The 21,684-nt window shown below is 74.9% G+C and carries 22 protein-coding genes and 2 tRNA genes; 8 read left to right on the forward strand and 16 right to left on the reverse strand.

The window, feature by feature from the left end:
* Positions 1 to 3 precede the first annotated feature (3 nt).
* Genes AB0C84_RS33110 through AB0C84_RS33120 form a run of 3 tightly spaced genes read right to left on the reverse strand, consistent with a single transcriptional unit; the run spans position 4 to position 3,190 of the window.
* Positions 4 to 813, reverse strand: a complete 810-nt coding sequence (locus AB0C84_RS33110; protein ID WP_361074149.1) for an ABC transporter permease subunit — start codon at positions 811 to 813, stop codon at positions 4 to 6.
* Complete coding sequence (locus AB0C84_RS33115; RefSeq protein ID WP_361074151.1) at positions 810 to 2,264, reverse strand: ABC transporter permease subunit; 1,455 nt, start codon at positions 2,262 to 2,264, stop codon at positions 810 to 812. Before AB0C84_RS33115 ends, AB0C84_RS33110 begins: the two co-directional genes overlap by 4 nt.
* Positions 2,261 to 3,190 carry an ATP-binding cassette domain-containing protein gene (locus tag AB0C84_RS33120; protein WP_361074153.1) on the reverse strand — a complete coding sequence of 310 codons (930 nt, stop codon included), beginning with the start codon at positions 3,188 to 3,190 and terminating at the stop codon, positions 2,261 to 2,263. The genes AB0C84_RS33115 and AB0C84_RS33120 overlap by 4 nt, the downstream gene beginning before the upstream one ends.
* Positions 3,191 to 3,326: 136 nt before the next feature.
* On the opposite strand from AB0C84_RS33120, the gene AB0C84_RS33125 reads away from it, so the two are divergent.
* Both AB0C84_RS33125 and AB0C84_RS33130 read left to right on the forward strand, forming a co-directional pair.
* Entirely contained in the window at positions 3,327 to 4,337 is a 1,011-nt protein-coding gene (locus AB0C84_RS33125) for a sensor histidine kinase (protein ID WP_361074155.1), read from the forward strand.
* Positions 4,334 to 4,999, forward strand: a complete 666-nt coding sequence (locus AB0C84_RS33130; RefSeq protein WP_361074157.1) for a response regulator transcription factor — start codon at positions 4,334 to 4,336, stop codon at positions 4,997 to 4,999. The genes AB0C84_RS33125 and AB0C84_RS33130 overlap by 4 nt, the downstream gene beginning before the upstream one ends.
* A gap of 95 nt (positions 5,000 to 5,094) precedes the next feature.
* Here the strand turns inward: AB0C84_RS33130 and AB0C84_RS33135 are convergent, their stop codons facing one another.
* The 3 genes from AB0C84_RS33135 to AB0C84_RS33145 all read right to left on the reverse strand — a co-directional run bounded on the left by AB0C84_RS33135 (position 5,095) and on the right by AB0C84_RS33145 (position 6,745).
* A complete protein-coding gene (locus AB0C84_RS33135; protein ID WP_258940048.1) occupies positions 5,095 to 5,439 on the reverse strand; it encodes an RNA polymerase-binding protein RbpA in 345 nt (114 codons plus the stop codon).
* Positions 5,440 to 5,579: 140 nt separating this feature from the next.
* Entirely contained in the window at positions 5,580 to 6,185 is a 606-nt protein-coding gene (locus AB0C84_RS33140) for an ATP-dependent Clp protease proteolytic subunit (RefSeq protein ID WP_361074159.1), read from the reverse strand.
* Positions 6,182 to 6,745: an ATP-dependent Clp protease proteolytic subunit gene (locus AB0C84_RS33145; protein WP_179849069.1), complete on the reverse strand. Its 564-nt coding sequence runs from the start codon at positions 6,743 to 6,745 to the stop codon at positions 6,182 to 6,184. The genes AB0C84_RS33140 and AB0C84_RS33145 overlap by 4 nt, the downstream gene beginning before the upstream one ends.
* A gap of 188 nt (positions 6,746 to 6,933) precedes the next feature.
* Between AB0C84_RS33145 and AB0C84_RS33150 the strand changes: the two genes are divergently transcribed.
* On the forward strand, positions 6,934 to 7,224 hold the full coding sequence (locus AB0C84_RS33150; RefSeq protein WP_338743394.1) for a type II toxin-antitoxin system Phd/YefM family antitoxin: 291 nt from the start codon (positions 6,934 to 6,936) through the stop codon (positions 7,222 to 7,224).
* A gap of 36 nt (positions 7,225 to 7,260) precedes the next feature.
* On the opposite strand, the gene AB0C84_RS33155 is transcribed toward AB0C84_RS33150, so the two are convergent.
* Positions 7,261 to 8,076 (reverse strand): glycerophosphodiester phosphodiesterase, encoded by an 816-nt coding sequence (locus AB0C84_RS33155; protein ID WP_361074161.1) that lies wholly within the window; start codon positions 8,074 to 8,076, stop codon positions 7,261 to 7,263.
* Between the two features lie 114 nt (positions 8,077 to 8,190).
* On the opposite strand from AB0C84_RS33155, the gene AB0C84_RS33160 reads away from it, so the two are divergent.
* A complete protein-coding gene (locus AB0C84_RS33160; RefSeq protein ID WP_179841667.1) occupies positions 8,191 to 8,409 on the forward strand; it encodes an EF-hand domain-containing protein in 219 nt (72 codons plus the stop codon).
* A gap of 15 nt (positions 8,410 to 8,424) precedes the next feature.
* Here AB0C84_RS33160 and AB0C84_RS33165 read toward each other — a convergent pair whose 3' ends face one another.
* The 6 genes from AB0C84_RS33165 to AB0C84_RS33190 all read right to left on the reverse strand — a co-directional run bounded on the left by AB0C84_RS33165 (position 8,425) and on the right by AB0C84_RS33190 (position 14,688).
* Positions 8,425 to 10,254 carry an MFS transporter gene (locus tag AB0C84_RS33165; protein WP_361074163.1) on the reverse strand — a complete coding sequence of 610 codons (1,830 nt, stop codon included), beginning with the start codon at positions 10,252 to 10,254 and terminating at the stop codon, positions 8,425 to 8,427.
* A 256-nt stretch (positions 10,255 to 10,510) separates the two neighbouring features.
* Positions 10,511 to 11,062 (reverse strand): TrmH family RNA methyltransferase, encoded by a 552-nt coding sequence (locus tag AB0C84_RS33170; RefSeq protein WP_361074165.1) that lies wholly within the window; start codon positions 11,060 to 11,062, stop codon positions 10,511 to 10,513.
* The gene (locus AB0C84_RS33175) at positions 11,059 to 11,673 is read right to left on the reverse strand and encodes a methyltransferase (RefSeq protein WP_361074167.1); all 615 of its coding nucleotides are present in this window, start codon (positions 11,671 to 11,673) and stop codon (positions 11,059 to 11,061) included. Before AB0C84_RS33175 ends, AB0C84_RS33170 begins: the two co-directional genes overlap by 4 nt.
* Before the next feature lie 47 nt (positions 11,674 to 11,720).
* Positions 11,721 to 12,668: a VWA domain-containing protein gene (locus AB0C84_RS33180; protein ID WP_361074169.1), complete on the reverse strand. Its 948-nt coding sequence runs from the start codon at positions 12,666 to 12,668 to the stop codon at positions 11,721 to 11,723.
* Positions 12,665 to 13,675, reverse strand: a complete 1,011-nt coding sequence (locus AB0C84_RS33185; RefSeq protein ID WP_258939830.1) for a DUF58 domain-containing protein — start codon at positions 13,673 to 13,675, stop codon at positions 12,665 to 12,667. The genes AB0C84_RS33180 and AB0C84_RS33185 overlap by 4 nt, the downstream gene beginning before the upstream one ends.
* Positions 13,672 to 14,688, reverse strand: a complete 1,017-nt coding sequence (locus AB0C84_RS33190; RefSeq protein WP_361074171.1) for an AAA family ATPase — start codon at positions 14,686 to 14,688, stop codon at positions 13,672 to 13,674. The genes AB0C84_RS33185 and AB0C84_RS33190 overlap by 4 nt, the downstream gene beginning before the upstream one ends.
* A 1,048-nt stretch (positions 14,689 to 15,736) precedes the next feature.
* Here AB0C84_RS33190 and AB0C84_RS33195 point away from each other — a divergent pair.
* Both AB0C84_RS33195 and AB0C84_RS33200 read left to right on the forward strand, forming a co-directional pair.
* Positions 15,737 to 16,384, forward strand: a complete 648-nt coding sequence (locus AB0C84_RS33195; protein WP_361074173.1) for a LysE family translocator — start codon at positions 15,737 to 15,739, stop codon at positions 16,382 to 16,384.
* 99 nt (positions 16,385 to 16,483) lie between these two features.
* Positions 16,484 to 18,130 carry a DUF885 domain-containing protein gene (locus AB0C84_RS33200; RefSeq protein WP_361074175.1) on the forward strand — a complete coding sequence of 549 codons (1,647 nt, stop codon included), beginning with the start codon at positions 16,484 to 16,486 and terminating at the stop codon, positions 18,128 to 18,130.
* Positions 18,131 to 18,156: 26 nt separating this feature from the next.
* Here AB0C84_RS33200 and AB0C84_RS33205 read toward each other — a convergent pair whose 3' ends face one another.
* The 3 genes from AB0C84_RS33205 to AB0C84_RS33215 form a co-directional block, all read right to left on the reverse strand.
* Positions 18,157 to 18,504, reverse strand: coding sequence for a hypothetical protein (locus AB0C84_RS33205; RefSeq protein WP_258939825.1), 348 nt, complete (start codon positions 18,502 to 18,504; stop codon positions 18,157 to 18,159).
* A gap of 184 nt (positions 18,505 to 18,688) precedes the next feature.
* The gene (locus AB0C84_RS33210; RefSeq protein ID WP_361074177.1) at positions 18,689 to 19,603 is read right to left on the reverse strand and encodes an alpha/beta hydrolase; all 915 of its coding nucleotides are present in this window, start codon (positions 19,601 to 19,603) and stop codon (positions 18,689 to 18,691) included.
* Between the two features lie 83 nt (positions 19,604 to 19,686).
* Positions 19,687 to 21,147 (reverse strand): benzaldehyde dehydrogenase, encoded by a 1,461-nt coding sequence (locus tag AB0C84_RS33215; protein ID WP_361074179.1) that lies wholly within the window; start codon positions 21,145 to 21,147, stop codon positions 19,687 to 19,689.
* A 338-nt stretch (positions 21,148 to 21,485) separates the two neighbouring features.
* Here AB0C84_RS33215 and AB0C84_RS33220 point away from each other — a divergent pair.
* Both AB0C84_RS33220 and AB0C84_RS33225 read left to right on the forward strand, forming a co-directional pair.
* Positions 21,486 to 21,558 (forward strand) — tRNA-Cys (locus tag AB0C84_RS33220).
* 40 nt (positions 21,559 to 21,598) lie between these two features.
* A tRNA-Arg gene (locus AB0C84_RS33225) sits at positions 21,599 to 21,671 on the forward strand.
* Positions 21,672 to 21,684: the final 13 nt, after the last annotated feature.

The raw sequence follows: 21,684 nt of genomic DNA on the forward strand, positions 1-21,684 counted from the left end.
GCCTCAGGCGTCGCGGGCGGTGAGCACGGCGCCGCCCGCCAGCAGCGCCGCGGCCGCGTAGGCGGCCAGCACGCCCAGGCCCTCCCACGGCCCGATCGGTAGCCGGTCCACGCCCCGCGTCACCTGGACGGCCAGTCCCGCCGTCATCGGCGCGGCCCTCTCCAGCCGCTCTCGCCACGCCTCGTCCCCGACGAGCCGGGTGACGACCGGCACGATCCACAGCAGCGCCAGCACCGCGCTGATCGCCGCCGCCGGCTCGCGCAGGACCGTCCCGACGCCCAGGGCCAGCAGCGCCACCAGCACCAGGTAGAGGACGGTCCCGGCGGCCGCGCGGGCGGTGGGGCCGTCGGCGAGGGACAGCGGCGGGTAGCCGTTCGCGGCCGTGAAGCCGTTGCCGGGCAGGACGCCCCGCCCCGCCGCCAGCGACGCCAGCACCCCGGCCGTCCCGCCCGCCGCGACGAGTCCCGCCACCACGGCGGCCTTGGCGGCCAGCACGGTGATCCGTCCCGGCACCGCCGCCAGGGTCGCGGCGATCGTCCCCGCGGCGTACTCGCCCCCGACCGCCAGCACCCCGAGGACCACCGCGGCCACCTGCCCCACCTGCACGCCCGACAGCGCCAGCTTCGGCGTGTCCTCCACACATCCGGCGGGCGTCGTGCAGTGCGAGGTGTCCACCGTCCCGGTCACCGCCGCGCCGACCGCGGCGACCAGCACCGCCAGCGCCGGGGCGAGCCACGCCGTGCTCGGCACGGTGCGCAGCTTCGTCCACTCCGCGTGCAGCGCGTGCAGGCCCGTCCACGCCCGGCCGGTCACGCGTCGCGCCTCGCGACCAGCCGCGCGGCCGCCGCCAGGGCGACCGCCGCGTACAGGCACAGCACCCCGAGGCCCGCCCACGGACCGATCGACTGGTCGTAGCGGTCGACGGTCCGCTGGATCGCGAACCCGGCCGCCGGGGTGAGGCGCTCCAGCCACCGCGCCGCCGACAGCGGCAGCCCGGTCGCCACGATCTGCGGGACGAGCAGGAGCAGCAGCACGATCGTGATCGCGGGCGCGCCGCGCCGCACGATCACCGCGACCGCCAGCGAGAGCACGGCGATCGCGGCGAACAGCGCCCCCGTGCCGGCGGCGGCGCGCAGCACCGCGCCGTCGCTCAGGGGCGGCACCGCCAGCCCGTGCGCGCGCTCCACCGGCCCGGCGAGCAGCACCGACCCGAACGCCGCCGCCAGCCCCGCCACCAGGGACGCCAGGCCCGCCACGACCGCCTTGGCCGCCAGCACCCGGCCGCGCCGTGGTGCGGCCGCGAACGTCGTGCGCAGCATCCCGCGCCGGTACTCGGCCGTCACGAACAGCACCGCCAGCGTCACGATCGCCACCTGCCCGATCAGCGTGCCGGACAGGGTGGTCCTGGTGACGTCGTCGGTGAACGCGTTGGGCCCGATGTCCCCCACGCCCTTCAACGCGATCGTCCCTCCGGACCCGGTGCGGCCGTCCAGGGACGGGTCGGCCGCCGGACCGCTCAGGGCGCCCCGGTCCCGCCAGGAGGCGCCCGGCTGCGCCGGCGCCACCGCCACCTGGTCGAACGTCGCCCGCGTGGCGGAGGGCTGCCCTGAGACGCTCTCCCCGCCGAACATGCGCCGCACCTCGACCTCGTCCGGGGCGGCCACGAACACGCCCGCCAGAGCCGTGCGCGGCAGTCCCTCCAGCCGGACGGACCCGACGCGGCGCCAGTCGCGGCCGTCGGCCGAGGCGTAGCCGGTGACGGTCGTCCCGGCGCGGGCCAGCTTGAGCCAGCGCGGCACCGCGCCCGTCCCGCCGCCGGCGCCGCCCTCCTCGTAGCCGCTCAGAAGGCGGACGCCGTGCGCCGGCGTCACCGCCAGCGCCGCGTACGGGGCGCCCGCCCGCGTGCTCCCCCTGACCATGAGGCCGGCCTTGGCCCACCCGCCGCCGCCCTCCTGGGAGGTGACGCGGGCGACGACCGAGCCGTCGCCCGCCAGCGGCCGGTAGGTGTAGTGGCCCATGTCGGTGATCTTCAGCAGTGCCGGGTCGGGCCGACCGCGGCCCGACCCGGTGGACTGGCTTCCGGCCGCCGCCAGCAGCGCGACCAGGACGGTCAGCAGCACCGACGCCAGCAGGGCCAGCATCCAGCGGCGGACGGTGCGCAGCTTGGTCCACTCGGCGGCCAGCAGCCGCCCGAACCCGTCGCGTGCCTCGTCCTGGACGGCGCTGCGGTAGGGCGCCGCGGCGGCCTTCTGCGGGGCGCTCACCGGGCCTCCCGCCCCTGCGCGGCCTGGAACTCCACCGCGTCCCGGGTGAGCTCCATGTAGGCCTCCTCCAGCGACGCGCGGTGCTCGCCGACGCCGCTGAACCCCACCCCGGCCTCGGTGAGGACCGCGACGACCCGCTCGGCGGCCAGGCCCGTGGCGGTGACGGCGTCCGGGCCGGACGCCGCCACCGTGGCGCCCGCGCGGGCCAGGGCGGTCATGGCCTCGCGGCGCTCGGCGGTGCGGACCTCGACCCGGCCGCCGGACGCGGCCTCCAGCAGGTCCGCGACCCCGGTGTCGGCGATCAGCCGGCCCCGCCCGATCACCACCAGGTGGTCGGCGCCGCCCTCCAGTTCGCCCATCAGGTGGCTGGAGACCAGCACCGCCCGCCCCTCGGAGGCCAGCGACCGCAGCAGCCCCCGGATCCAGGCGACGCCCTCGGGGTCCAGGCCGTTGACGGGCTCGTCGAACATCAGCACCGGCGGGTCCCCGAGCAGCGCCGCGGCGATCCCGAGCCGCTGCCGCATGCCGAGGGAGAACCCGCCCGCCCGGCGGCGGGCCGCGCTCGCCAGCCCGGTCAGCCCGATCACCTCGTCCACCCGCCGGGCCGGCAGCCCGTTGGCGTGCGCGAGCCACAGCAGGTGGTCGCGGGCGCGGCGGGCCGGGTGGAGCGCCGACGCGTCCAGCATCGCCCCGAGCCGGCACAGCGGTGTCCGCAGCGACCGGTACGGCCGGCCGCCGACCAGCGCCGTCCCGCCGTCCGGCCGGTCCAGACCCATGATCATCCGCATGGTGGTGGACTTGCCGGCGCCGTTCGGGCCGACGAACCCGGTGACCTGACCCGGGCCGACCGTGAACGACAGGTCGTCCACGGCGAGGGTGGGGCCGTACCGCTTGCGCAGGCCCCGCACTTCGATGGTTGCCTCCATGGACCGGGAGGTTACGGAGCGCGGCGGCCCCGGGTCATCACGCCGGGGAGCAGTCTCGGCGGCCGCGGGCCGGGGGACCGGGCGTCCCCCGCGGGAGGGACGCCGCCGCGGCGCGGGCCACGACACAATGGCGTCCGTGGGCGACAGCGACGGGACCGCCGGGCGGGCGCGGTGGCCGGCGGCCGGCGGCTGCCTCGCCGCGGCCGCCGCCGCCGAGGCCTTCTACCGCACCCACGGCTCGGGGGTCGTCCTGGCGCTGGCCCTGGTGGTGGACGTGTGCGCGACGCTCCCGCTGGCGGTCGTCCGGGACCGGGCCGCGCCCGCCGCGGTCGTGATCACGGCGGCGGCGGCCGCGGCGTGCGTCCTGCACGGCGGCGCCGCCGTCGCGGCCCTCGCCGCCCTCGCCACCGTCTGGACGGTCCTGGCGCGCCGCCGGTTCCTGCGCCGCCGCGCCGAGGCCGCCGCCCGCGACGCCTCCCGGCGGGCGTTCGAGACCACCCTGCTGGAGCACACCGCGCGCGGCGAGCGGGCCCGCATCGCCCGCGAGCTGCACGACGTCGTCGCCCACCACATCTCCATGATCTCCGTGCAGGCCGAGACCGCCCGGCTCGCCGTCCCCGGCATGCCGGAGGACGGGGCCCGCCGGCTGCTGGCCATCGGCGACACCGCCCGCACCGCGCTCACCGAGATGCGGCGGCTGCTCGGCGTGCTGCGCGAGGACGCCGGAGCCGAGCCGACCCGCCGCCCCCAGCCGGGCCTGCAGCAGCTCCTCGACCTGGTCGACCAGACCCGCGAGTCGGGCGCCGCGGGCGTCCGCCTGATCGTCGGCGGGCATGTCGCGGCCCTGGACCCCGGGCTGGAACTGACCGCCTACCGGATCGTCCAGGAGGCGCTGACCAACGCCCGCAGGCATGCCCCCGGCGCGGCCGTCGACGTGGAGCTCGACTACGCCGCGGACGCGCTGCGCGTCAGCGTCCGCGACAACGGTCCGGGTCCGGGCCCGGGTTCCGGAGCCGGCCCGGCCGGGCACGGGCTGCTCGGCATGCGCGAGCGTGCCGCCGCCGTCGGCGGCGACCTGCGCACCGGCCCGGGGCCCGCCGGCGGGTTCCTGGTGGAGGCGACGCTGCCGCTGGAGGAGGGCCCGTGAGCGTCCGCGTCGCGGTGGCCGACGACCAGGAGGTCGTCCGCGCCGGGTTCGGGGCCCTGCTGGGCACCCAGCCGGACCTGGAGGTCGTGGCGACGGCGGCCGACGGCGCGGCCGCGGTCCGGGTGTGCCGCGACCACCGTCCCGACGTCGTGCTGATGGACGTGCGGATGCCGGTCATGGACGGCATCGAGGCCACCCGCCGCGTCACCGCCGAACCCCGCCCGCCGCGGGTCCTGATGCTGACCACGTTCGACCTGGACGAGCACGTCTACGACGCCCTGGTCGCGGGCGCCAGCGGCTTCCTGCTCAAGGACGTCACGGCGGAGCGGCTGTTCGACGCCGTCCGGGTCGTCGCGGCGGGGGAGGCGCTGCTGGCCCCGGCCGTCACCCGCCGCCTCATCGGGGAGTTCGCGCGGCTGCGGCCGCGCCCGCCGTCGCAGGGGCCGGCCCTGGACGCGCTGACCCCGCGCGAGACCGACGTGCTGCGCCTGGTCGCCGCGGGCCTGTCCAACGCCGAGATCGCCGGCCGGCTGGTCGTCGGGGAGGAGACGGTCAAGACCCACGTCAGCCGGATCCTGCGCAAGCTCGGGCTGCGCGACCGCGTCCAGGCGGTCGTCGCCGCCTACGAGAGCGGCCTGGTGCTGCCGCGCTCGGGCCGGTGACCTCCGGTCCGAACGCGGCACGGCCGGGACCGCGGGCATGGCGAAGGCCCGCACCCCCGCCGGTACGGGCCTTCGCGTCGAGAACTGTCAGCCGTTCACGCGGACTTCTTGCGCCCCGCGCGCAAGATCTCCAGGCGTTCGGCCAGGACCTCCTCCAGGTCCTCCACGGTCCTGCGCTCCATGAGCATGTCCCAGTGGGTACGTGGCGGCTTCCCCTTCTTGGCTTGGGGCTGCTCGCCGTCGACCCGCAGCGCCGTGGCGCCGCAGCTGCGGCATTCCCAGGTGATCGGCACCTCGGCCTCGGCTGCGAGCGTCACGGTGAACCGGTGGCCCTTGGTGCAGGTGTAATCCACCTCTTGGCGAGGGGCCAGATCGGTGTTGCGATCGTTCTCGTAGCTCGTCGCTCCGAGTCGGGTGCCGCGAAGTGCGCGCTCGGCCATCGTCACGTGCCTCCCAGACGGCTTGCGGTCTTGCTCAGACCAACGCTGAACACCGTGACAAGATTCCCCCGCCCGGGGTGATCCAACCCTGCTGTTTGCGGCCGTCCCCAGCCGCCGCCGGGGAACACGCGGCTGGCGCGCTAGTTACGGGACGTGAGCACCGCGTCGATGAGCCCGTACTCCTTGGCCTCGGCGGCGGTGAAGTAGCGGTCGCGGTCCAGGTCCCGGCGGATGTCCGCGGGGTCGCGCCCGGTGGCCTCGGCCAGGATCGCCTCGGTCTGCCCGCGCAGCCGCAGCACCTCCTGCGCCTGGATCGCCAGGTCGGTCGCGGGGCCGCTGGCCGTTTCGATCTCCGGCTCGTGCAGCAGGATCCGGGCGCCCGGCAGCGCCTGCCTGCGTCCGGGCGAGCCCGCCGCCAGCAGGACCGCCGCGGCCGACCCGGCCTGCCCGACGCAGGTCGTCTCGATCTCGGGCCGCACGTAGCGCATGGTGTCGCAGATCGCCAGCATCGCGGTGATCGACCCGCCCGGCGAGTTGATGTACAGGGCGATGGGCCGGTCGGCGTCCATGCCCTCCAGCGCGAGCATCTGCGCCGTGACGTCGCCCGCGCTGATGTCGTCCACCGGCGCGCCGAGGAACACGATGCGCTCCTCGAACAGCTTGCTGTAGGGGTCGGTCTCCTTGCGGCCCTGGCCGGTGCGCTCCTCGAACTGCGGGACGAGGGAGCGCCGTTCCGCGCGTGTCATGTGCCCACCCGCTCGGTGCTGTCGATGACGTGGTCGACGAAACCGTAGTCGCGGGCCGCCTCCGCCGTGAACCACGCGTCGCGGTCCCCGTCGGCCTCGATCCGCTCCAGCGGCTGCCCGGTGTGGAACGCCGTCCGCTCCGCCAGGGTCCGCTTGAGGTACAGCGACTGCTCCGCCTGGATCCTGATGTCGGACGCGGTGCCGCCGATGCCGCCGTGCGGCTGGTGCATCATCACGCGCGCGTGCCGCAGGGCGTACCTCTTGCCCCGGGTCCCCGCGCACAGCAGCGTCTGTCCCATGGAGGCGGCCATGCCCATCGCGACCGTGGATATGTCGTTCGGGACGAACTGCATCATGTCGTAGATCGCCATCCCGGCGTCCACGACGCCGCCGGGGGAGTTGATGTAGATCGTGATGTCGCGCCGGGCGTCCTGCGCGGCGAGCAGCAGCAGCTGCGCGCCGATCCGGTTGGCGACCCCGTCGTCGATCTCGCTGCCGAGGAACACGATCCGCCGCGCCAGCAGCCGCTCGAAGAGTTGCGCGTCCGCCGGCCGCGTCATCTCGTCGACTTGCGCCCGCGACCTGCCGGTGAACGTCTCCGCCGGCCGCCTGCCGTCCTGTCGCCACGGTCCGCCGTTCATCAGGCCTCCTTGATCATCTGTACGTTTCGTACACTACGTACGGACACTATTCCAGTCCCCGTGGGAGGGCCAGGGTGAACGGAGAGTTTCGCTATACGATGAATCACGTGGATGTTCCGGTGACCGAAGCACGCGCCCAGTTCGCGGATCTGGTGAACCGGGTCGCCTACACCGGCGAGCCCGTCAAGCTCACGCGGCGGGGCAGGGTGATGGCCGCCCTGGTCTCTCCAGAGGATCTGGAACTCCTGGAGGCGGTCCGCGCCCAGCGCGCCGACCTGCAGGTCGGCGGGACCGTCCCCCCGGGGCAGCCCTCGCGACCCGCCGAACGGCCCCAGCAGCAGCCGCAGCCGCCGATGCGCATCGCGGCCGAGTACCGCCCGCCCGGCTTCAGCCGCTGACCCGGTCTCGCGCGCGGTGCGCGGACCGCGCCGGGGTCAGGACGGAGTGGGCGGCGGGGCGTCGTGCTGCCACAGGCCGCGCGAGGCCATCACGTCGCGGAGGGTGACCAGCTCGTCGGTCATGATGCCGTCGATGCCGAGGTCCAGGAGGCGCTTCATGGTGGCGGCGTCGTTGACCGTCCAGGCGTGGACCTGCAGCCCGAGCCGGTGGGCGTGGTCGACGAACGCCTCGGTGACGAAGGGGACGGGGCCGAGGCCGTAGGGCACCTGGGCGCAGGCGACGCCGGTGGCGGCGAGGCGGACGAGCTTGGCGGTGGGGCCCCCGATGGACTTGGCGCGCAGCGCCATCAGGCCGCGCGGGCCGAGGGCCATGCACACCTCGTGGTCGGTGACCATGGGGAGCCGGGCGCGCATCTGCGCCAGCCGGCGGGTGGAGAACGACGTGATGCACACGCGGTTCCAGGCGCGGGTGCGGCGCAGCGTCTCGGCGAGCGGGCCGATGACGGGGGCGTCCTTCAGGTCGATGTTGACGCGCGCCTCGGGGAAGGAGCCGAGGACGTCCTCGAGCCGGGGGATGGGCTCGGTGCCGCCGATGCGGGCCCTGGCGACCTCGGCCCAGGGGAGCCGGGCGATGGCGCCGGCGCGGTCGGTGACCCGGTCGAGGGTGCGGTCGTGGAAGGCGACGACGACGCCGTCGGCGGTGGCGTGGGCGTCGGTCTCCAGGTAGCGGTAGCCGAGGTCGGTGGCGCGCTGGAACGCGGCCATCGAGTTCTCCGGGCGTCCGGACGCGCCGCCGCGATGGGCGAAGGGGATCGGGCCGGGATGGTCGAGGAATTCGTACGAGCGCCGCACGCGTCCGATTATGGCCGACCGCGCCGCCCGATTTGACCTTACTGCGTAAAGGGCGGGGGTCGGGACACCACTGCTAACGTCGGCGCCGCAAGCGATCGGCAAGGGAGCACGAGCATGGCGGACGTGAACGACTACAGGGCGACCTTCGAGCTGGTGGACGTGGACGGCGACGGCTACATCTCGACCGCGGAGCTGAAGAACCTGATGACCCGGCTCGGGCAGGACATCACCGAGACCCGCGCCGTGGAGGTGGTGGTGGCCGCCGACGCCAACCACGACGGCAAGATCTCCCTGGAGGAGTTCGCCGCGCTGATGGAGCGGACCTCCCGGTGACGGCGGCCGCCCGGGTCACCGCGCCCGGCGCCGCAGCTTGAGCGCGTTGTCGGTACGGGTCATGGTGCGCCCGTCGGGTGCGGTCTGGACGCGTTCGTGCTCGCCGCTGCGCAGGACCTCCCACTCGTCCTCCGGCAGGGAGAGGGACGCGAAGACCTCGCCGGGCGTGGGCAGGTGCACTCCCGGATGGGCGTCGGGATCCCACGGCGGCGGCCCGGCGTGCCCGACGACGAGCAGGATCCCGCCGGGCGCGACGGCGGCGGCAGCGGCCCGCAGGACCTCGTCGCGGGGCATGTCGGCGGGGGAGTGCAGGAACTGCGCCGAGACCAGGTCGTAGGAACCCTCGGGGAACGAGGCGGCCAGGTCGCGGCGCTGCCAGTCGACGCGGTCGGCGACGCCGGCCTCCTCGGCGTGGCCGGCGGCGCGCTCGAGCGCCACGCCGGAGATGTCCACGGCGGTGACGCGCCAGCCGCGGTGCGCTAGCCAGACGGCGTCGGCGCCCTCGCCGCATCCGAGGTCCAGGGCGGTGCCGGGCGCCAGGTCGGCGGCCTCCTGCACGAGGACGGCGTTGGGTTCGCCGCTCCACATGTGGTGGTGCTCGGAGTAGCGGGTGTCCCAGTACTCCTGGTGGGTGGTGTCGTCCATGCCCCGATCGTGCGCGCCGCCCCCGCCTGGACGCGAACTGCGTTGCCGTTTCGGCAACACGAGCAGGACGAGTGGGACCAGGACGGCCGGTGCCGCGGCGACGGCGTAGCACGCCGGGAGCGGCAGGGCGTCCAGGGCCGCGCCCGTTGCGGCGGTGCCGCCCGAGGCGCCGAGGTTCAGGGCGGTGTTGACCCAGGCCACGGCGCGGGTCCGGGCGCCGGGCGGCGCGTCGGCGTCGGCGAGGAGGTAGGCGGTGGTGAGGGTCGGGCCGACGAACAGCCCGGCGGCGCACGCCATCGCGGCCAGGACGGCGACGGACGGGGCGAGTCCCGCGGCGGCGAGGCCGAGCCCGAGCGGGCAGGCGAGCACGCCGAGCCGGGCCCGGCTCGGCGCCGAGCGGCTCAGCGCGCCGTAGGCGAGGCCGCCGAGGGTGCTGCCGACGGCGAGCGCGGCCTCCACCCAGGCGACCGCGGCGGGCTGGTGGTGCCGCTGGGTGAAGGCGACGGCCAGCAGGCCGGTCGACCCGAGGACGACACCGGTGGCCACGGCCGCGACGACCGGTGCGAGCGGGAACACCCGCACGCGGGCCGTGCGGGGGTGCGCCCGCGGCCTTGGCGCCGCCGGGGAGGTGACCATCCCGGCGGTTCCGGCGGCGATGAGGACGGCTCCGAGCGCGACCCCGAGGGACGGCGCGGCGACCGCGGCGAGCAGTCCCGCCAGGAGCGGCCCGGTGACGAAGACCAGTTCCTCCGACACGGTGTCGAGGCTGTAGGCGCGCCGCAGGAGCGGGCCGTCGGGCAGGAGGGCGCTCCACAGCGTCCGCATGACCACGCCGATCGGGGGCGCGGTGACGCCGGCGGTGACGGCCAGGACGGTGAGCAGCGGGACGGGTGCGCCCGGTCGCGAGGTCAGCACGGCGAAGGCGGCGAGGACGAGAGCGTAGGAGGCGGCCATCGGCGGCAGTGTGCGGCGCGGCCCGTGGCGGTCGATGAGCGCGGCGCGGACCGGTGACAGGACGGAGACGGTGAGCCCGAACAGGGCCAGCAGCCCGCCGGCCTGGGCGTAGGAACCCGTGGAAGCCGTGAGCGCCAGCGTGAGCGACAGATAGACCGTCCCGTAGGACAGGCGTCCCAGGAGCGCGAAGCCGAAGGTGCGGGAGGCGTGGGGAGTGCGCAGGACGGCCGCGTAGGACGATTTCACGGGAGTGGTTCCTCAGAAAAGGGGGGAGGGGGCGCCGAAGGAGGCCGCCGCATTGGCGGCGGCGCGGGCGTCTACCCGTATATGAGGAACAACACGGCCCGATCGTAGCGCGCGCCCGGTCGGCGCGAAATCCCGTTTCCGTCCCGCGCGGCATCGGCGGCGGAGTGAGCGCGCCGAATCATCGCGATCACGTGATGAATGGACGCTTCGACGCTGCGTCATGCCCGTGCGGCGGGCGCCTTCGAACGTGCTCGGGTCAGGCGCTCCATTCGCGGCGGCGGGCTTCGGCGAGGGCGATGGCGGTGGCGACGGCGACGTTGAGGGAGCCGACGCGTCCGATCTGGGGGATGTAGGTGACGGCGTCGGCGGCGGTCAGGAGGGCGGGGGAGCAGCCGTGGTCCTCGCTGCCGATGGCGAGGCAGACGTCCCCGTCGAGGGGTGCCTCGTGCAGGGGCAGGGCGTCGGCGGTCAACTCCACCGCGACCAGGCGCAGGCCCTGCTTGCGGACTGCGGCGGCGGCTTCGGCGGCGGTGCCCGCGTGCTCCCAGGAGACGAGGCGGGCGGTGCCGAGGGCGGTCTTGGCGACGTTGCGGTGGGTGGGGGGAGTGGCGTTGCCGGCGAGCCACAGGTGCTCGACGCCGAACACCGCGGCGCTGCGGATGATCGAGCCCATGTTGAACGGCTGGGTGACCGATTCGATGAGCAGGTCGAGGCGGGCGCCGGTGCGGCGGCGCCAGTCGCGGTTGAGGCGCTTGACGTCGGTGGGCCGCAGCTGGCGGCGTCCCTGCGCGGGGTCGGGGGTGCTCATCGGGTGTTGCCTTCCGTGCGGGACGCGACGCGCAGGACGCGGTAGGCGGATCGGGAGGCGATCCGCTCGGTGGGGAAGCCCTGGGCGGCGAGCCACCTCTGGAGGGAGTCGGAGCCGAGGTGCTTCTGGACGACGAGGTGGGCGAGGCCGCCGGGGGCCAGGCGGGGGAGCCAGGTGAGGAGGAGCTCGTGCAGCGCCGCCTTGCCGATGCGGATCGGGGGGTTGGACCAGATGGCCGCGAACCGCAGCCCGGGGTCGGTCTCGTCCGCCAGACTGAACCTTACATTGTCAAGGCCGGCGGCTTTGGCATTACCCTCAGCGAGCGTTATGGCTCGCTGATTGACATCAACTCCCCAAACACTCGCCTGGGGCGAACGCTTGGCCATCGTGATGGCGATCGGGCCGTACCCGCAGCCGAGATCGAGCAGGTCGCCGGTCGCCGGGGGTTCGGGGACGGTCTCCAGCAGCACGCGGGTGCCGGGGTCGATCCGGTCGGGGGAGAACATGCCGCTGTCGGTGTCGAGCCGCAGGTGCAGGTCCGGTAGGACGAGGTCGACGGTGCGTCGGCGGCTGGCGGCGCCCGGCCGCTCCGCGAAGTAGTGTTCCCCCACGCCCGACGACCGTATCAGCGTTCGGGGCCCGCCCGCGCCGCGCGCGGTCAGGGGAGGCGGGAGAACCAGGCGAGTGACACGCCTCCGGCGGCGAAGGCGAACAGCAGCGCGATGCCCACGTAGCGGGCGGCGACGTCGCGGTGCTCGGTCCTGAAGCCGAGGGAGGTGCCGATGTTGGCGTAGACCTCGCGGAGCTGGCCGGCGTCGGCGGCCTCGTAGGCCTTGCCCTCGGTGCTCTCCGCGAGGCTCTTCAGGGTCTCCTTGTTGACGGAGACGCTGGTGGTCTCGCCTTCGATGTCGACGGTGCCGTAGGGGGTGCCGAAGGCGATGGTGGAGACCGGGACGTGGGCGAGGCGGCTGGCGTCGACGGCCTCCTGCACCGAGCGCCCGGTGGTGTTGTCGCCGTCCGACAGCAGGACGATGTGGGCGGGTGGCGGGTCCTGGCGGGCCTGGGCGTCGAAGGACCGGACGGCCTGCAGGGAGGTGAACACGGCCTCGCCGATGGCGGTGCGCTTGGCCAGGACGAGCTGGTCGAGGGAGGCGATGGCGGCGTCGCGGTCGGCGGTCGGGGCGGCGATGAGGTTGGCGTTGCCGGCGAAGGCGACGACGCCGACGTTGAAGCGGCGGGGCAGGTCGCCGATGAACCGCTTGGCGGCGGCCTTGGCGGCGTCGAGGCGGCTGGGGGAGACATCTCTGGCCATCATGGACAGCGACACGTCGACGGCGACGACGATGGTGGCGCGGTCGCGGGGGACCTTGACGGCGGTGGCGGGCCGCGCGAACCCGAACATCATGAAGGCGATCATGATGAGGAACAGGACGGCGGAGACGTGCCGGCGCCAGCCGGGGCGGCGGGGGGCTACCTGGGACAGCAGCGCCAGGTTGGTGAAGCGGACGGCGTACTGGCGGCGGCGCAGTTGCAGGAGCAGGTAGGCGGCGGCCAGGAGCGGCAGGAGGCCGAGGAGCCACAGGCGCTCGGGTGACAGGAAGGTCATGGGCGCACTCCCGCGGTGGTGACGGGCCGGCCTGCGGCGCGGCGCTGGCGGAGGGCGAAGCGGGCGACGTCGGCGATCCAGTCGCGGTCGGTGCGCAGGACGAGGTGGTGGGCGCCGCTGCGGCGCAGGGCGGCGCGGGTGTGTTCGCGCTGCTGCGCGGCGGCGGCGGCGTAGCGTTCGCGGACGCGGCGGCTGAGGACGATCTCGTGGACGGTGCCGGTCTCGGGGTCGGTCATCTCGACGAGGCCGACGTCGGGCAGGTCGAGTTCGCGGGGGTCGATGATCTCGATGGCGAGGACCTGGTGGCGGGCGGTGAGGCGGCGCAGGGGGCGTTCCCAGGCGGGTTGGCCGTGGGGGCCGTGGTCGGGTTCGGTGCCGTCGGGGGTGAGGAAGTCGGAGATGACGACGCGCAGGCCGCGGCGGGTCTGACCGCGGTCGAGGGAGGCGACGGCGGCGGCGAGGTCGCGGGGCGGTGCGGTGGTGCCGTTGCGGGGTCCGGCGCGGTCGTCGGCGGACTGGGCGTCGAGGACGGTCTGGAGGAGGGCGTACATGGCGGCCTTGCCGGTGCGGGCGGGCCAGCGGCGCATGCCGTCGTCGTGGAGGAGGTAGGCGCCGACGCGGTCGCCCAGGCGGACGGTGAGGAAGCCGACGGTGGCGAGGGCGGCGACGGCGAGGTCGCGTTTGATCATGGTGCCGGTGCCGAAGTCCATGCTGGGGGTGAGATCGACGAGGGCCCAGGCTTCGAGTTCGTGGTCGGCGATGAGGTCGCGGACGTGGGGGGTGGTGGTGCGGGCGGTGACGGCCCAGTCCATGTGGCGGACGTCGTCCTCGCCGGGCTGGTAGAGGCGGGCTTCGGCGAGTTCGGTGCCGGGGCCGGGGAGCAGGCCGAGGTGCTCGCCGTTGAGGAGGCCGTCGAGGCGGCGGGTGACCTGGAGTTCGAGGCGGCGCAGGGTGCGTTCGGGGGCGAGGTGGGCGAGTTTGCCGCTGCGCCGGCGCCGGGGGGTCATGCGGTGGTCACCGCCGCCGCGCCGTGGTTCCAGACGACGCGGGGTGGGGGGACGGCGGCGAGGATCTGGTTGATGACGTCGCCGGTGTCGATGCCGTCGGCGAGGGCGTCGAAGGTGAGGACGAGGCGGTGGGCCATGACGTCGCGGGCGACGGCGCGGACGTCGTCGGGCAGGACGTAGTCGCGTCCGGCGAGCAGGGCGAGGGCGCGGGCGGCGGAGGCGAGGCCGAGGGTGGCGCGGGGGCTGGCGCCGATGTCGATGACGCCGCGCAGGTCGGGGAGGCGGTACTGGTCGGGTTCGCGGGTGGCCATGACGAGGCGGACGATGTAGTCGGCGATGAGTTCGTGGACGGAGACCTCTTCGGCGGCGCGCTGGAGGCCGGCGAGGCGGTCGGTGTCGAGGATCTGGGCGGCTTCCGGGGGGTCGACGCTCATGCGCTGGAGGATCTGGAGTTCCTCGTGGGCGGCGGGGTGGTGGACGTCGACCTTCATGAGGAAGCGGTCGCGCTGGGCTTCGGGGAGGGGGTAGACGCCTTCGGACTCGATGGGGTTCTGGGTGGCGAGGACGAGGAAGGGGCGGGGGAGGGGGTAGGTGTTGCCGCCGAGGGAGACCTGGCGTTCGGCCATGACCTCCAGGAGGGCGGACTGGACCTTGGCGGGGGCGCGGTTGATCTCGTCGGCGAGGACGAAGTTGACGAAGACGGGGCCGAGTTCGACGTCGAACTGTTCGGTGGAGGGGTGGTAGATGCGGGTGCCGACGATGTCGGAGGGGACGAGGTCGGGGGTGAACTGGAGGCGGGCGAAGGAGCCGCCGACGACGCGGGCGAGGGTGCCGACGGCGAGGGTCTTGGCGACGCCGGGGACGCCTTCCAGGAGGCAGTGGCCGCGGGCGAGGAGCGCGACGATCATGCGTTCGACCATGTGCTCCTGGCCGACGATGACCTTCTTGACCTCGGCGAGGGTGTACTGCAGGAGGACTGCGGCCTCGTCGACGTCGGTGGCGGCGATGGTCATGTGGGTGTCCCTCACTTGTCCGTCGTGTGCCCTGTCCTCGTGCGTCGGATGGGGTGCCTTCTGACCCTACGCGATCACTTGTACCCGTTCGCCGGGGATACGTGCGTGCGGAGAGTGATCGGTTCGGGGGTGCGGTCGGGGGTGTTCTCGGGGCCGATCGTAGGGCGTGGTTGTTAGTGTTGCGGCCATGTCGAGGCCGTTGCCGCCGGGTGATCCCGCTCAGTTGGGGCCGTTCCGTCTGTCGGCGCGTTTGTCGGAGTCCGCTGCCGGGATCGTGTTCCTGGGGGTGGACGGTGAGGGGCGGCGCGCGAGTGTGGCGGTGCTGAACCGGGGTGCGGCGGGTGACGCGGCGGCGCGGGACCGGTTCCGTGCGGCGATCAATGCGGCGGTGCCGGGGTCGGGGCGTGCGGCGGGGGCGGCGGGTTCGGGTGGTGGGGCGCCGGTGGTGGCGGCGCAGCCGGATGGGCCGGCGCCGTGGGTGGCGACGTTGTACGAGGCGGATCGTGCGGGGGCGGAGCGGTTCCTGGAGCCGGTGGCGTTCCAGGGGTCGGGGCGCGGGTGGTGGGGCCGGCGTGGTCCGCAGTTCCAGCCGTATTGGCTGGGGTCGGGTGAGCCGGCGTTGGAGGGGCCGCGGCCGGTGCCGGGTGGGGCCGGGGGTCCGGTTCCGGTGGGGGAGCGTGCGCCGGAGCGGAATCTGGTGGCGGCCGTGGTGGGGTTGGCCGCGGTGCTGCTGGTGTTGGCGTTGTTGATGGGTGTGTTGTTCGCGTGTCAGCCGGTGGTGAAGGAGCCGCCGCCTCCGCCTCCGGAGCCGACGCCGTCGATTCGGGTGCCGGAGCGGTCTCCGGTTCCGACGACGCCGAGTCCGTCGCCGTCGCCGGGGTCGCCGGGTCCGTCGTCGCCTGCGCCTTCGCCGTCGTCGGGTTCGGGTGGTGGGGACGGCGCTCCTTTGTAGGGGTGGTGCGCTGGTGTGTTGACCCGTACGCGATAGGGCGCCTGTGTGGGGAAATGGGCGTTGCGTGGTGGTGTGGCGGGCGGACAGCATGGGGGGATGCTGGAGAGTCTGCTCGCGTTCGCGGGCGCGGCGGTGCTGATCGCGATGGCGCCGGGGCCGAGCACGGTGGTGATCATGCGTCAGTCGCTGCGGTCGGGGCGGCGCGCGGGGCTGGCGACGGTGCTGGGCAACGAGACGGGTGTGCTGCTGTGGGGGATGGCGGCGGCGGTGGGGTTGTCGGCGCTGCTGGCGGCGTCGCGGCTGGCGTTCGAGGGGTTGCGGGTCGCCGGTGCGGTGGTGCTGGTGTGGTTCGGGGTGCGGGCGCTGTGGCATGCGCGGCGCGGCGGCCCGGCCGAGGCGGGCGCGGGCGGGGATCTGGGTGGGGAGCGGGACGGGGCGGGGAGTTCGGGGTGGCGGTGTTACCGGCTGGGGCTGGTGACGAATTTCGCCAATCCGAAGGCGGGGGTGTTCGCGGTGTCGTTCCTGCCGCAGTTCGTGCCGCAGGGGTGGCCGGTGGCGGCGGTGCTGGTGGGGTTCTCGGTGCTGTGGGCGTTGATCGACCTGGTCTGGTACGCGGCGGTGGTGTGGCTGGTGGGGTCGGCGCGGCGGGTGCTGGGGCGTCCCGGGGTGCGGCGGCGGTTGGACCAGGTGTCGGGTGTGGTGCTGGTGGGTCTGGGTGTGCGGTTGGCGGCCGAGGCCCGCTGAGGGCCTGCCGTTCGGCCGGTGCCGGGGCCGCCGGCCGGGCCCGGTGATTTGGCACTATCTCATGATCGCTTTTGGGGGCGGGGGCCGTAGCCTGGGGCGGTGACCGCTCTGGATGACCTTGCCGACCGCTATGTGGACGAGTTCGCCGCGCTGGACCCGTGCCTGGCGGCGCTGATGGGGATCGCCGGGCAGGACGCGCGGTTGACCGACTACGGCCCGGACGGGCTGGAGGCGCGCGCGGAGCTGACGCGGCGGACGCTGGCGGAGCTGGGCCGCGTCCCGGTCGGGGACGAGGCGGGGCGGATCGCGGCGGCGGTGCTGCGGGAGCGTCTGGAGGTCGAGGCGGCGCTGGACGAGGCGGGGTTGCGGGAGCAGTTCCTGGACACCACCGACGGGCCCGTGCAGCGGCTGCGGATGGCCGTGGAGCTGCTGGATCAGGGGCCGGACACGGACTGGGAGGCCGTCCGCGCGCGGATGGGGGCGCTGCCGGGGGCTCTGGCGGGGTTGCGGGCGTCCTTGTGGCGGGCGTGTGGGCGGGGCCGGGTGGCGGCGCGGCGGCAGGTGCTGCGCAGTGCCCGTGAGTGCGTGGACACGCGGGCGTATCTGGCGGGTCTGGCGGCGCGGTACGGGGACGGGCCGCTGCGGGGTGCGTTGGAGGGGGCGGCGTCGGCGGCGTCGGCGGCGCTGGGGGAGTTCGCGTCGTTCCTGTCGGGGGAGCTGGCGGGGCGTGCGCCGGAGCGGGACGCGCTGGGCGCCGACCGGTACCGGCTGGGGGTGCGGGACTTCCTCGGGACGGATCTGGATCTGGCCGAGACGTATGCGTGGGGTTGGGAGGAGCTGGCGCGGATCGAGTCGGAGATGGCGGGTGCGGCGGGGGAGATCCTGCCGGGTGAGCCGCTGCCGGCGGTGATGGCGGCGCTGGACGCCGATCCGGCGCATCGGGTCGCGGGCGCGGAGGCGTTCCGGGGGTGGATCCAGGAGCTGGCGGATCGGGCGATCGCCGATCTGGACGGGGTGCATTTCGACATTCCGGGTCCGTTGCGGCGGATCGAGTGCCGGATCCCGCCGGTGGAGGCGGGGATCTACTACCTGGCGCCGGCGGAGGACCTGTCGCGTCCGGGGACGGTGTGGTGGACGGTGGAGGATCCGTCGGCGGAGATCGTGACCTGGACGGTGCCGACGACGATGTTCCATGAGGGGGTGCCGGGCCACCATCTGCAGTTGGGGGTGACGACGCTGAACCGGGGCTTGAACCGGTTCCAGCGGTTGTCGAGCGAGCTGCATCCGGGGCATTGCGAGGGGTGGGGGCTGTACGCGGAGCGGTTGATGGACGAGCTGGGTCACTACCGGGATCCGGCGCACCGGCTGGGGATGCTGGCGGGCGGGCAGCGGTTCCGGGCGGCGCGGGTGGTGCTGGACATCGGGTTGCATCTGGAGTTGCCGATTCCTGCGGGGACGGGGTTCCACGAGGGGGAGCGGTGGACGCCGGAGCTGGGCTTTGAGTTCCTGCGGGCGCGGAAGGGGCCGGATCCGGATTCGTCGGTGGCGTTCGAGATCGACCGGTATCTGGGGCGTCCGGGGCAGGCGATCGCCTACAAGCTGGGGGAGAGGGTCTGGCTGGAGGCGCGGGAGGCGGCGCGGCGCCGGGAGGGCGCGGGGTTCGATCTGAAGGCGTTCCATCGGCGTGCGCTGGATCTGGGGCCGATGGGGCTGGATCGTCTGCGCGCGGAGCTGGCCCGGTCGTGACCGCCGGGCCCCGTCGGGGGACGGGGTCAGACGGGTTCGGAGGGGTTGAGGTGGGTGTGGCGGGCGCCGAGGGCCTCGATGCCGGTTTCGCGGAGCCATCGCTGCTGGTTGGGCTGGGGGAAGTCGGTCTGGGGGGTGCCGGCCGTGCCGAGTGCGCCGACGGTCGCGGTGCCGGGCGGGTCGCCGGCGACGGAGTCGGCGATGTCGTCGGATCGGCCGATGTGGCAGGCCCGTTCGTCGCCGGGTTCGACGATCGTCTTGTGGTAGCGGGGCGGCCACCGCAGCAGCAGGCGGCGACCGCAGGTGGGGCAGGCCCATTCCTCCAGTCCGGTTTCCCCGGTCCGGACGCGGCGCAGCTCGTGGGTCCGGTACAACGTGCCTCTCCTCGACCTTCGGCTGGGTTCCGGGCATCTGTTCGTGCGTTAGTGATTTCCCGCGTCCAGCGGGTTAAACGACGCGGCAAGCGTCTTTAAGGTCGTGGAGCCGGCGCGTTCGGCATGTCCATAATCCGGGTCTGCTGGGGTGACGGCGGCGGGTTCCGGCCGGGTCCGGGGCGGGTCAGGTGAGGGCGCGGCGCACGGCGGCGCCGATCCCTGCGACGGCTTCGGCGGGGCGGCGCGCGAACGATCCCCAGCCGAGGAAGCCGTGGTCCAGGCCGGTCCCGGGGACGAGCGTGACGGGCACGCCGGCCGCCCGCAGCCGCGCCGCGTGCGCCTCGGCCTGCGGGCGCAGCGGGTCGTGCTCGGCGGTCGCGATCACCGCCGGGGGCAGGCCCGACGGGTCGGGGTCCAGCAGCGGCGACACCTGCGGGGCGGTGGGGTCGGCGCCGCGCAGGTAGGCGCGCAGGGCGCTGTCGATGCGCGAGGGCGGGAACCGCAGCCCGTCGGGGTCGGGCAGGGGCGGCGGGGCCTCGCGCAGGTCCAGCGCCGGGTACAGCAGGACCTGCAGGACGGGCCGGGCGGGTCCCGCGTCGCGCAGCAGCCCGGCGGCCGCGGCGGCGAGCTGGCCGCCGGCGCTGTCCCCGGCCACCCCGATGCGGGCGGGGTCCAGGCCGAGGCGGGCCGCGTTCGCCGCGGTCCAGTGGACGGCGGCGACGGTGTCCCGCAGCGCGGCCGGGAACGGGTCCTCGGGCGGGCGCCGGTATCCGATCGACACCCACGCCACACCGCTGGCGACCGCCAGCGCCCGCACGACGGGGTCGTAGGACTCGACGTCGCCGAGCACCCATCCGCCGCCGTGCAGGTACACCAGCGCGGGGGCCGGGCCGTCCCACGCCGGCCGGTACAGGCGGGCGGGGAGCGGGCCGGCGGGCCCGTCCACCGTCAGGTCCGCGACGGTGTCGACGGGCGGGCGCGGGGAGCGGGCGAGGTCGGCGGCGTGCTCGCGGCGGGCGTCGCCGACCGTGCGGCCCGTGCCGCCGGGCGCGGCGAGGCGGGCCCGCAGGAACGCGAGGTAGTCCGGATCGCGGCCCATCATCCCTCCTCGGCACCGAGCCTACGGGCCGCGGCGGGAGGCGCGCCGGGCCGGGCCCCGGGGGGACGCGCCGCGTGCCGCGGTCAGAAGGGGTAGGTGGCGATCTCGCCGCGGACCGTGAGCCACTGCGTCTCGGTGAACGCCTCGATGTTGGCGTCGGGGCCGCCGAACCGCGACCCGTTGCCCGACGCCGCCACCCCGCCGAACGGCACGACCGGCTCGTCGTTGACCGTCTGGTCGTTGATGTGGACCAGTCCCGTCGGGACCGCGTCGGCGATCTTCATGGCCTGCCCCACGTCGCCGAGGATGCCCAGCGACAGCCCGTACTCGGTCGCCGCCGCCAGCTCCACCGCCTCCTCCGGCGTGGAGAACGGCACCACCGGCGCGACCGGCCCGAACACCTCCTGCGCGTAGGCGGGCATGTCGGGCGTCACCTCGTCCAGCACGGTCGGGCGGTAGAACAGGCCCTCGTGGGTGCCGCCGGCCGCCAGCCGCGCGCCGGCCGCGACGGTCGCCCTGACCAGTTCGTCGATGCGCGCGAGCTGCCCGGCGTCGATGATCGGGCCGAGCGCGACCGGACCGGCCGCCGGGTCGCCGACCGGGAGCTTGTCGGCCTTGTCGGCCAGGGCCGCGACGTACTCGGCGTGCAGGCTCTCGTGGACGAGGTGCCGCCCGGAGGTCATGCAGATCTGCCCCTGGTGCAGGAACGCGCCCCACGCGCCCGCCGACACCGCGTCGGCGACTCGCGCGCCCGGCAGCACGATCAGCGCGTTGTTGCCGCCGAGTTCCAGGTGGGCCCGCTTGAGGAGCCTGCCGCACACCTCGCCGATCCGGCGTCCGGCGGCGGTGGAGCCGGTGAACGACACCACCCGCACCTGCGGTGCCTCGACGACCGCCTCGCCGGCCTCGCGGCCGCCGGGCAGCAGGTGCAGCAGCCCCTCGGGCAGGCCGGCCTCCTGGAAGATCCGCGCGATGCTCACCCCGCCGCACACCGCGGTGCGCGGGTCGGGCTTGAGCAGGACGGCGTTGCCGAGCGCCAGCGCGGGCGCCACCGACCGCATCGCCAGGATCAGCGGGAAGTTGAACGGCGAGATCACGCTCACCACCCCGGCGGGGCGGCGCCGCGCCAGGCTCCACCGCGGCTGCGCCGACGGCAGCACCAGCCCCTGGGGGTGGGAGGCCAGCGCCGCCGACTCGTAGCACAGGTTCGCCGCGAATCGCGTCTCCAGGTCGGCCTTCGGCGGGATCGACCCGGCCTCCCGCACGATCCAGTCGCCGATCTCGGCGGCGTGCTCCTCGAACAGCCGGCCCGCCGCCCGCAGCACCGCGGCGCGCTCCTCGTAGGTGCGGGCCGCCCAGTCGCGCTGCGCCGCCGCGGCGGCCCGCGCCGCCCGCGCCACGTCCGCGGCGCCCGCCTCGCCGAGCGTGCCGAGCGTCGCGCCGGTCGCGGGCTCGCCGACCTCGAACACGCCGCCGTCCCGGGCCGCCGCCCAGCCGCCGTCGAAGATCTTCCCGATCCACGCGCCGGGGTCGAGCAACGTCATCGTTCCTCCTCGCACAGGGGGTGCCGCGCCGAAGCTCCCACCCTCGCCACGCGCGGCGCGGGCGGGAACATCATCGTTCCGCTCAGTGGAAACCCGCCGGGTGGAAAACCCGTTGCGGTGCCGCGCGGCGCGGGGCACTCTGATCGCACGGCATCCGCACGGGCCCCGCGAAGGCGGGCCACGGCACCGGAAGGGAGGGAACGGGAGATGACCCGCTGTCGCGGCACGCGCACCGCGCCCCGGCCCCGGACCACCGGCCGGACCTGCCTCTGACCCTCGTGGTGCCCGCCCCGCGCGGGGCGGGCGCGATGTATCACCGGCCCGAGGGCCGGCTCCTTGACGCTGTGGCCGAGCGGTTCAGGCGGCGGTCTGCAGAACCGTCCTACGTGGGTTCGAATCCCACCGGCGTCTCCCGTCCCGTCCCCGCTGTCACCCTGGGGACGGGACCCCACTCCCCGTAGCTCAGCGGACAGAGCGCCGGCCTCCGAAGCCGGAAGCCGCAGGTTCGATTCCTGCCGGGGAGGCAGCACCTCCCCC

It is taken from the genome of Actinomadura sp. NPDC048955 (genome assembly GCF_040649435.1).
Classification (GTDB): domain Bacteria; phylum Actinomycetota; class Actinomycetes; order Streptosporangiales; family Streptosporangiaceae; genus Spirillospora; species Spirillospora luteofluorescens.

Coding starts and splice junctions, on each gene's coding strand:
- AB0C84_RS33170 (WP_361074165.1), bottom strand. CDS start 11,062: ATGAGCACCCCCGACCCCGCGCAGGGACGCCGCCAGCTGCGGCCCACC.
- AB0C84_RS33185 (WP_258939830.1), bottom strand. CDS start 13,675: ATGACCCCCCGGCGCCGGCGCAGCGGCAAACTCGCCCACCTCGCCCCC.
- AB0C84_RS33140 (WP_361074159.1), bottom strand. CDS start 6,185: ATGACACGCGCGGAACGGCGCTCCCTCGTCCCGCAGTTCGAGGAGCGC.
- AB0C84_RS33160 (WP_179841667.1), top strand. CDS start 8,191: ATGGCGGACGTGAACGACTACAGGGCGACCTTCGAGCTGGTGGACGTG.
- AB0C84_RS33180 (WP_361074169.1), bottom strand. CDS start 12,668: ATGACCTTCCTGTCACCCGAGCGCCTGTGGCTCCTCGGCCTCCTGCCG.
- AB0C84_RS33135 (WP_258940048.1), bottom strand. CDS start 5,439: ATGGCCGAGCGCGCACTTCGCGGCACCCGACTCGGAGCGACGAGCTAC.
- AB0C84_RS33210 (WP_361074177.1), bottom strand. CDS start 19,603: ATGGGCCGCGATCCGGACTACCTCGCGTTCCTGCGGGCCCGCCTCGCC.
- AB0C84_RS33215 (WP_361074179.1), bottom strand. CDS start 21,147: ATGACGTTGCTCGACCCCGGCGCGTGGATCGGGAAGATCTTCGACGGC.
- AB0C84_RS33195 (WP_361074173.1), top strand. CDS start 15,737: ATGCTGGAGAGTCTGCTCGCGTTCGCGGGCGCGGCGGTGCTGATCGCG.
- AB0C84_RS33190 (WP_361074171.1), bottom strand. CDS start 14,688: ATGACCATCGCCGCCACCGACGTCGACGAGGCCGCAGTCCTCCTGCAG.
- AB0C84_RS33145 (WP_179849069.1), bottom strand. CDS start 6,745: ATGACGCGGCCGGCGGACGCGCAACTCTTCGAGCGGCTGCTGGCGCGG.
- AB0C84_RS33120 (WP_361074153.1), bottom strand. CDS start 3,190: ATGGAGGCAACCATCGAAGTGCGGGGCCTGCGCAAGCGGTACGGCCCC.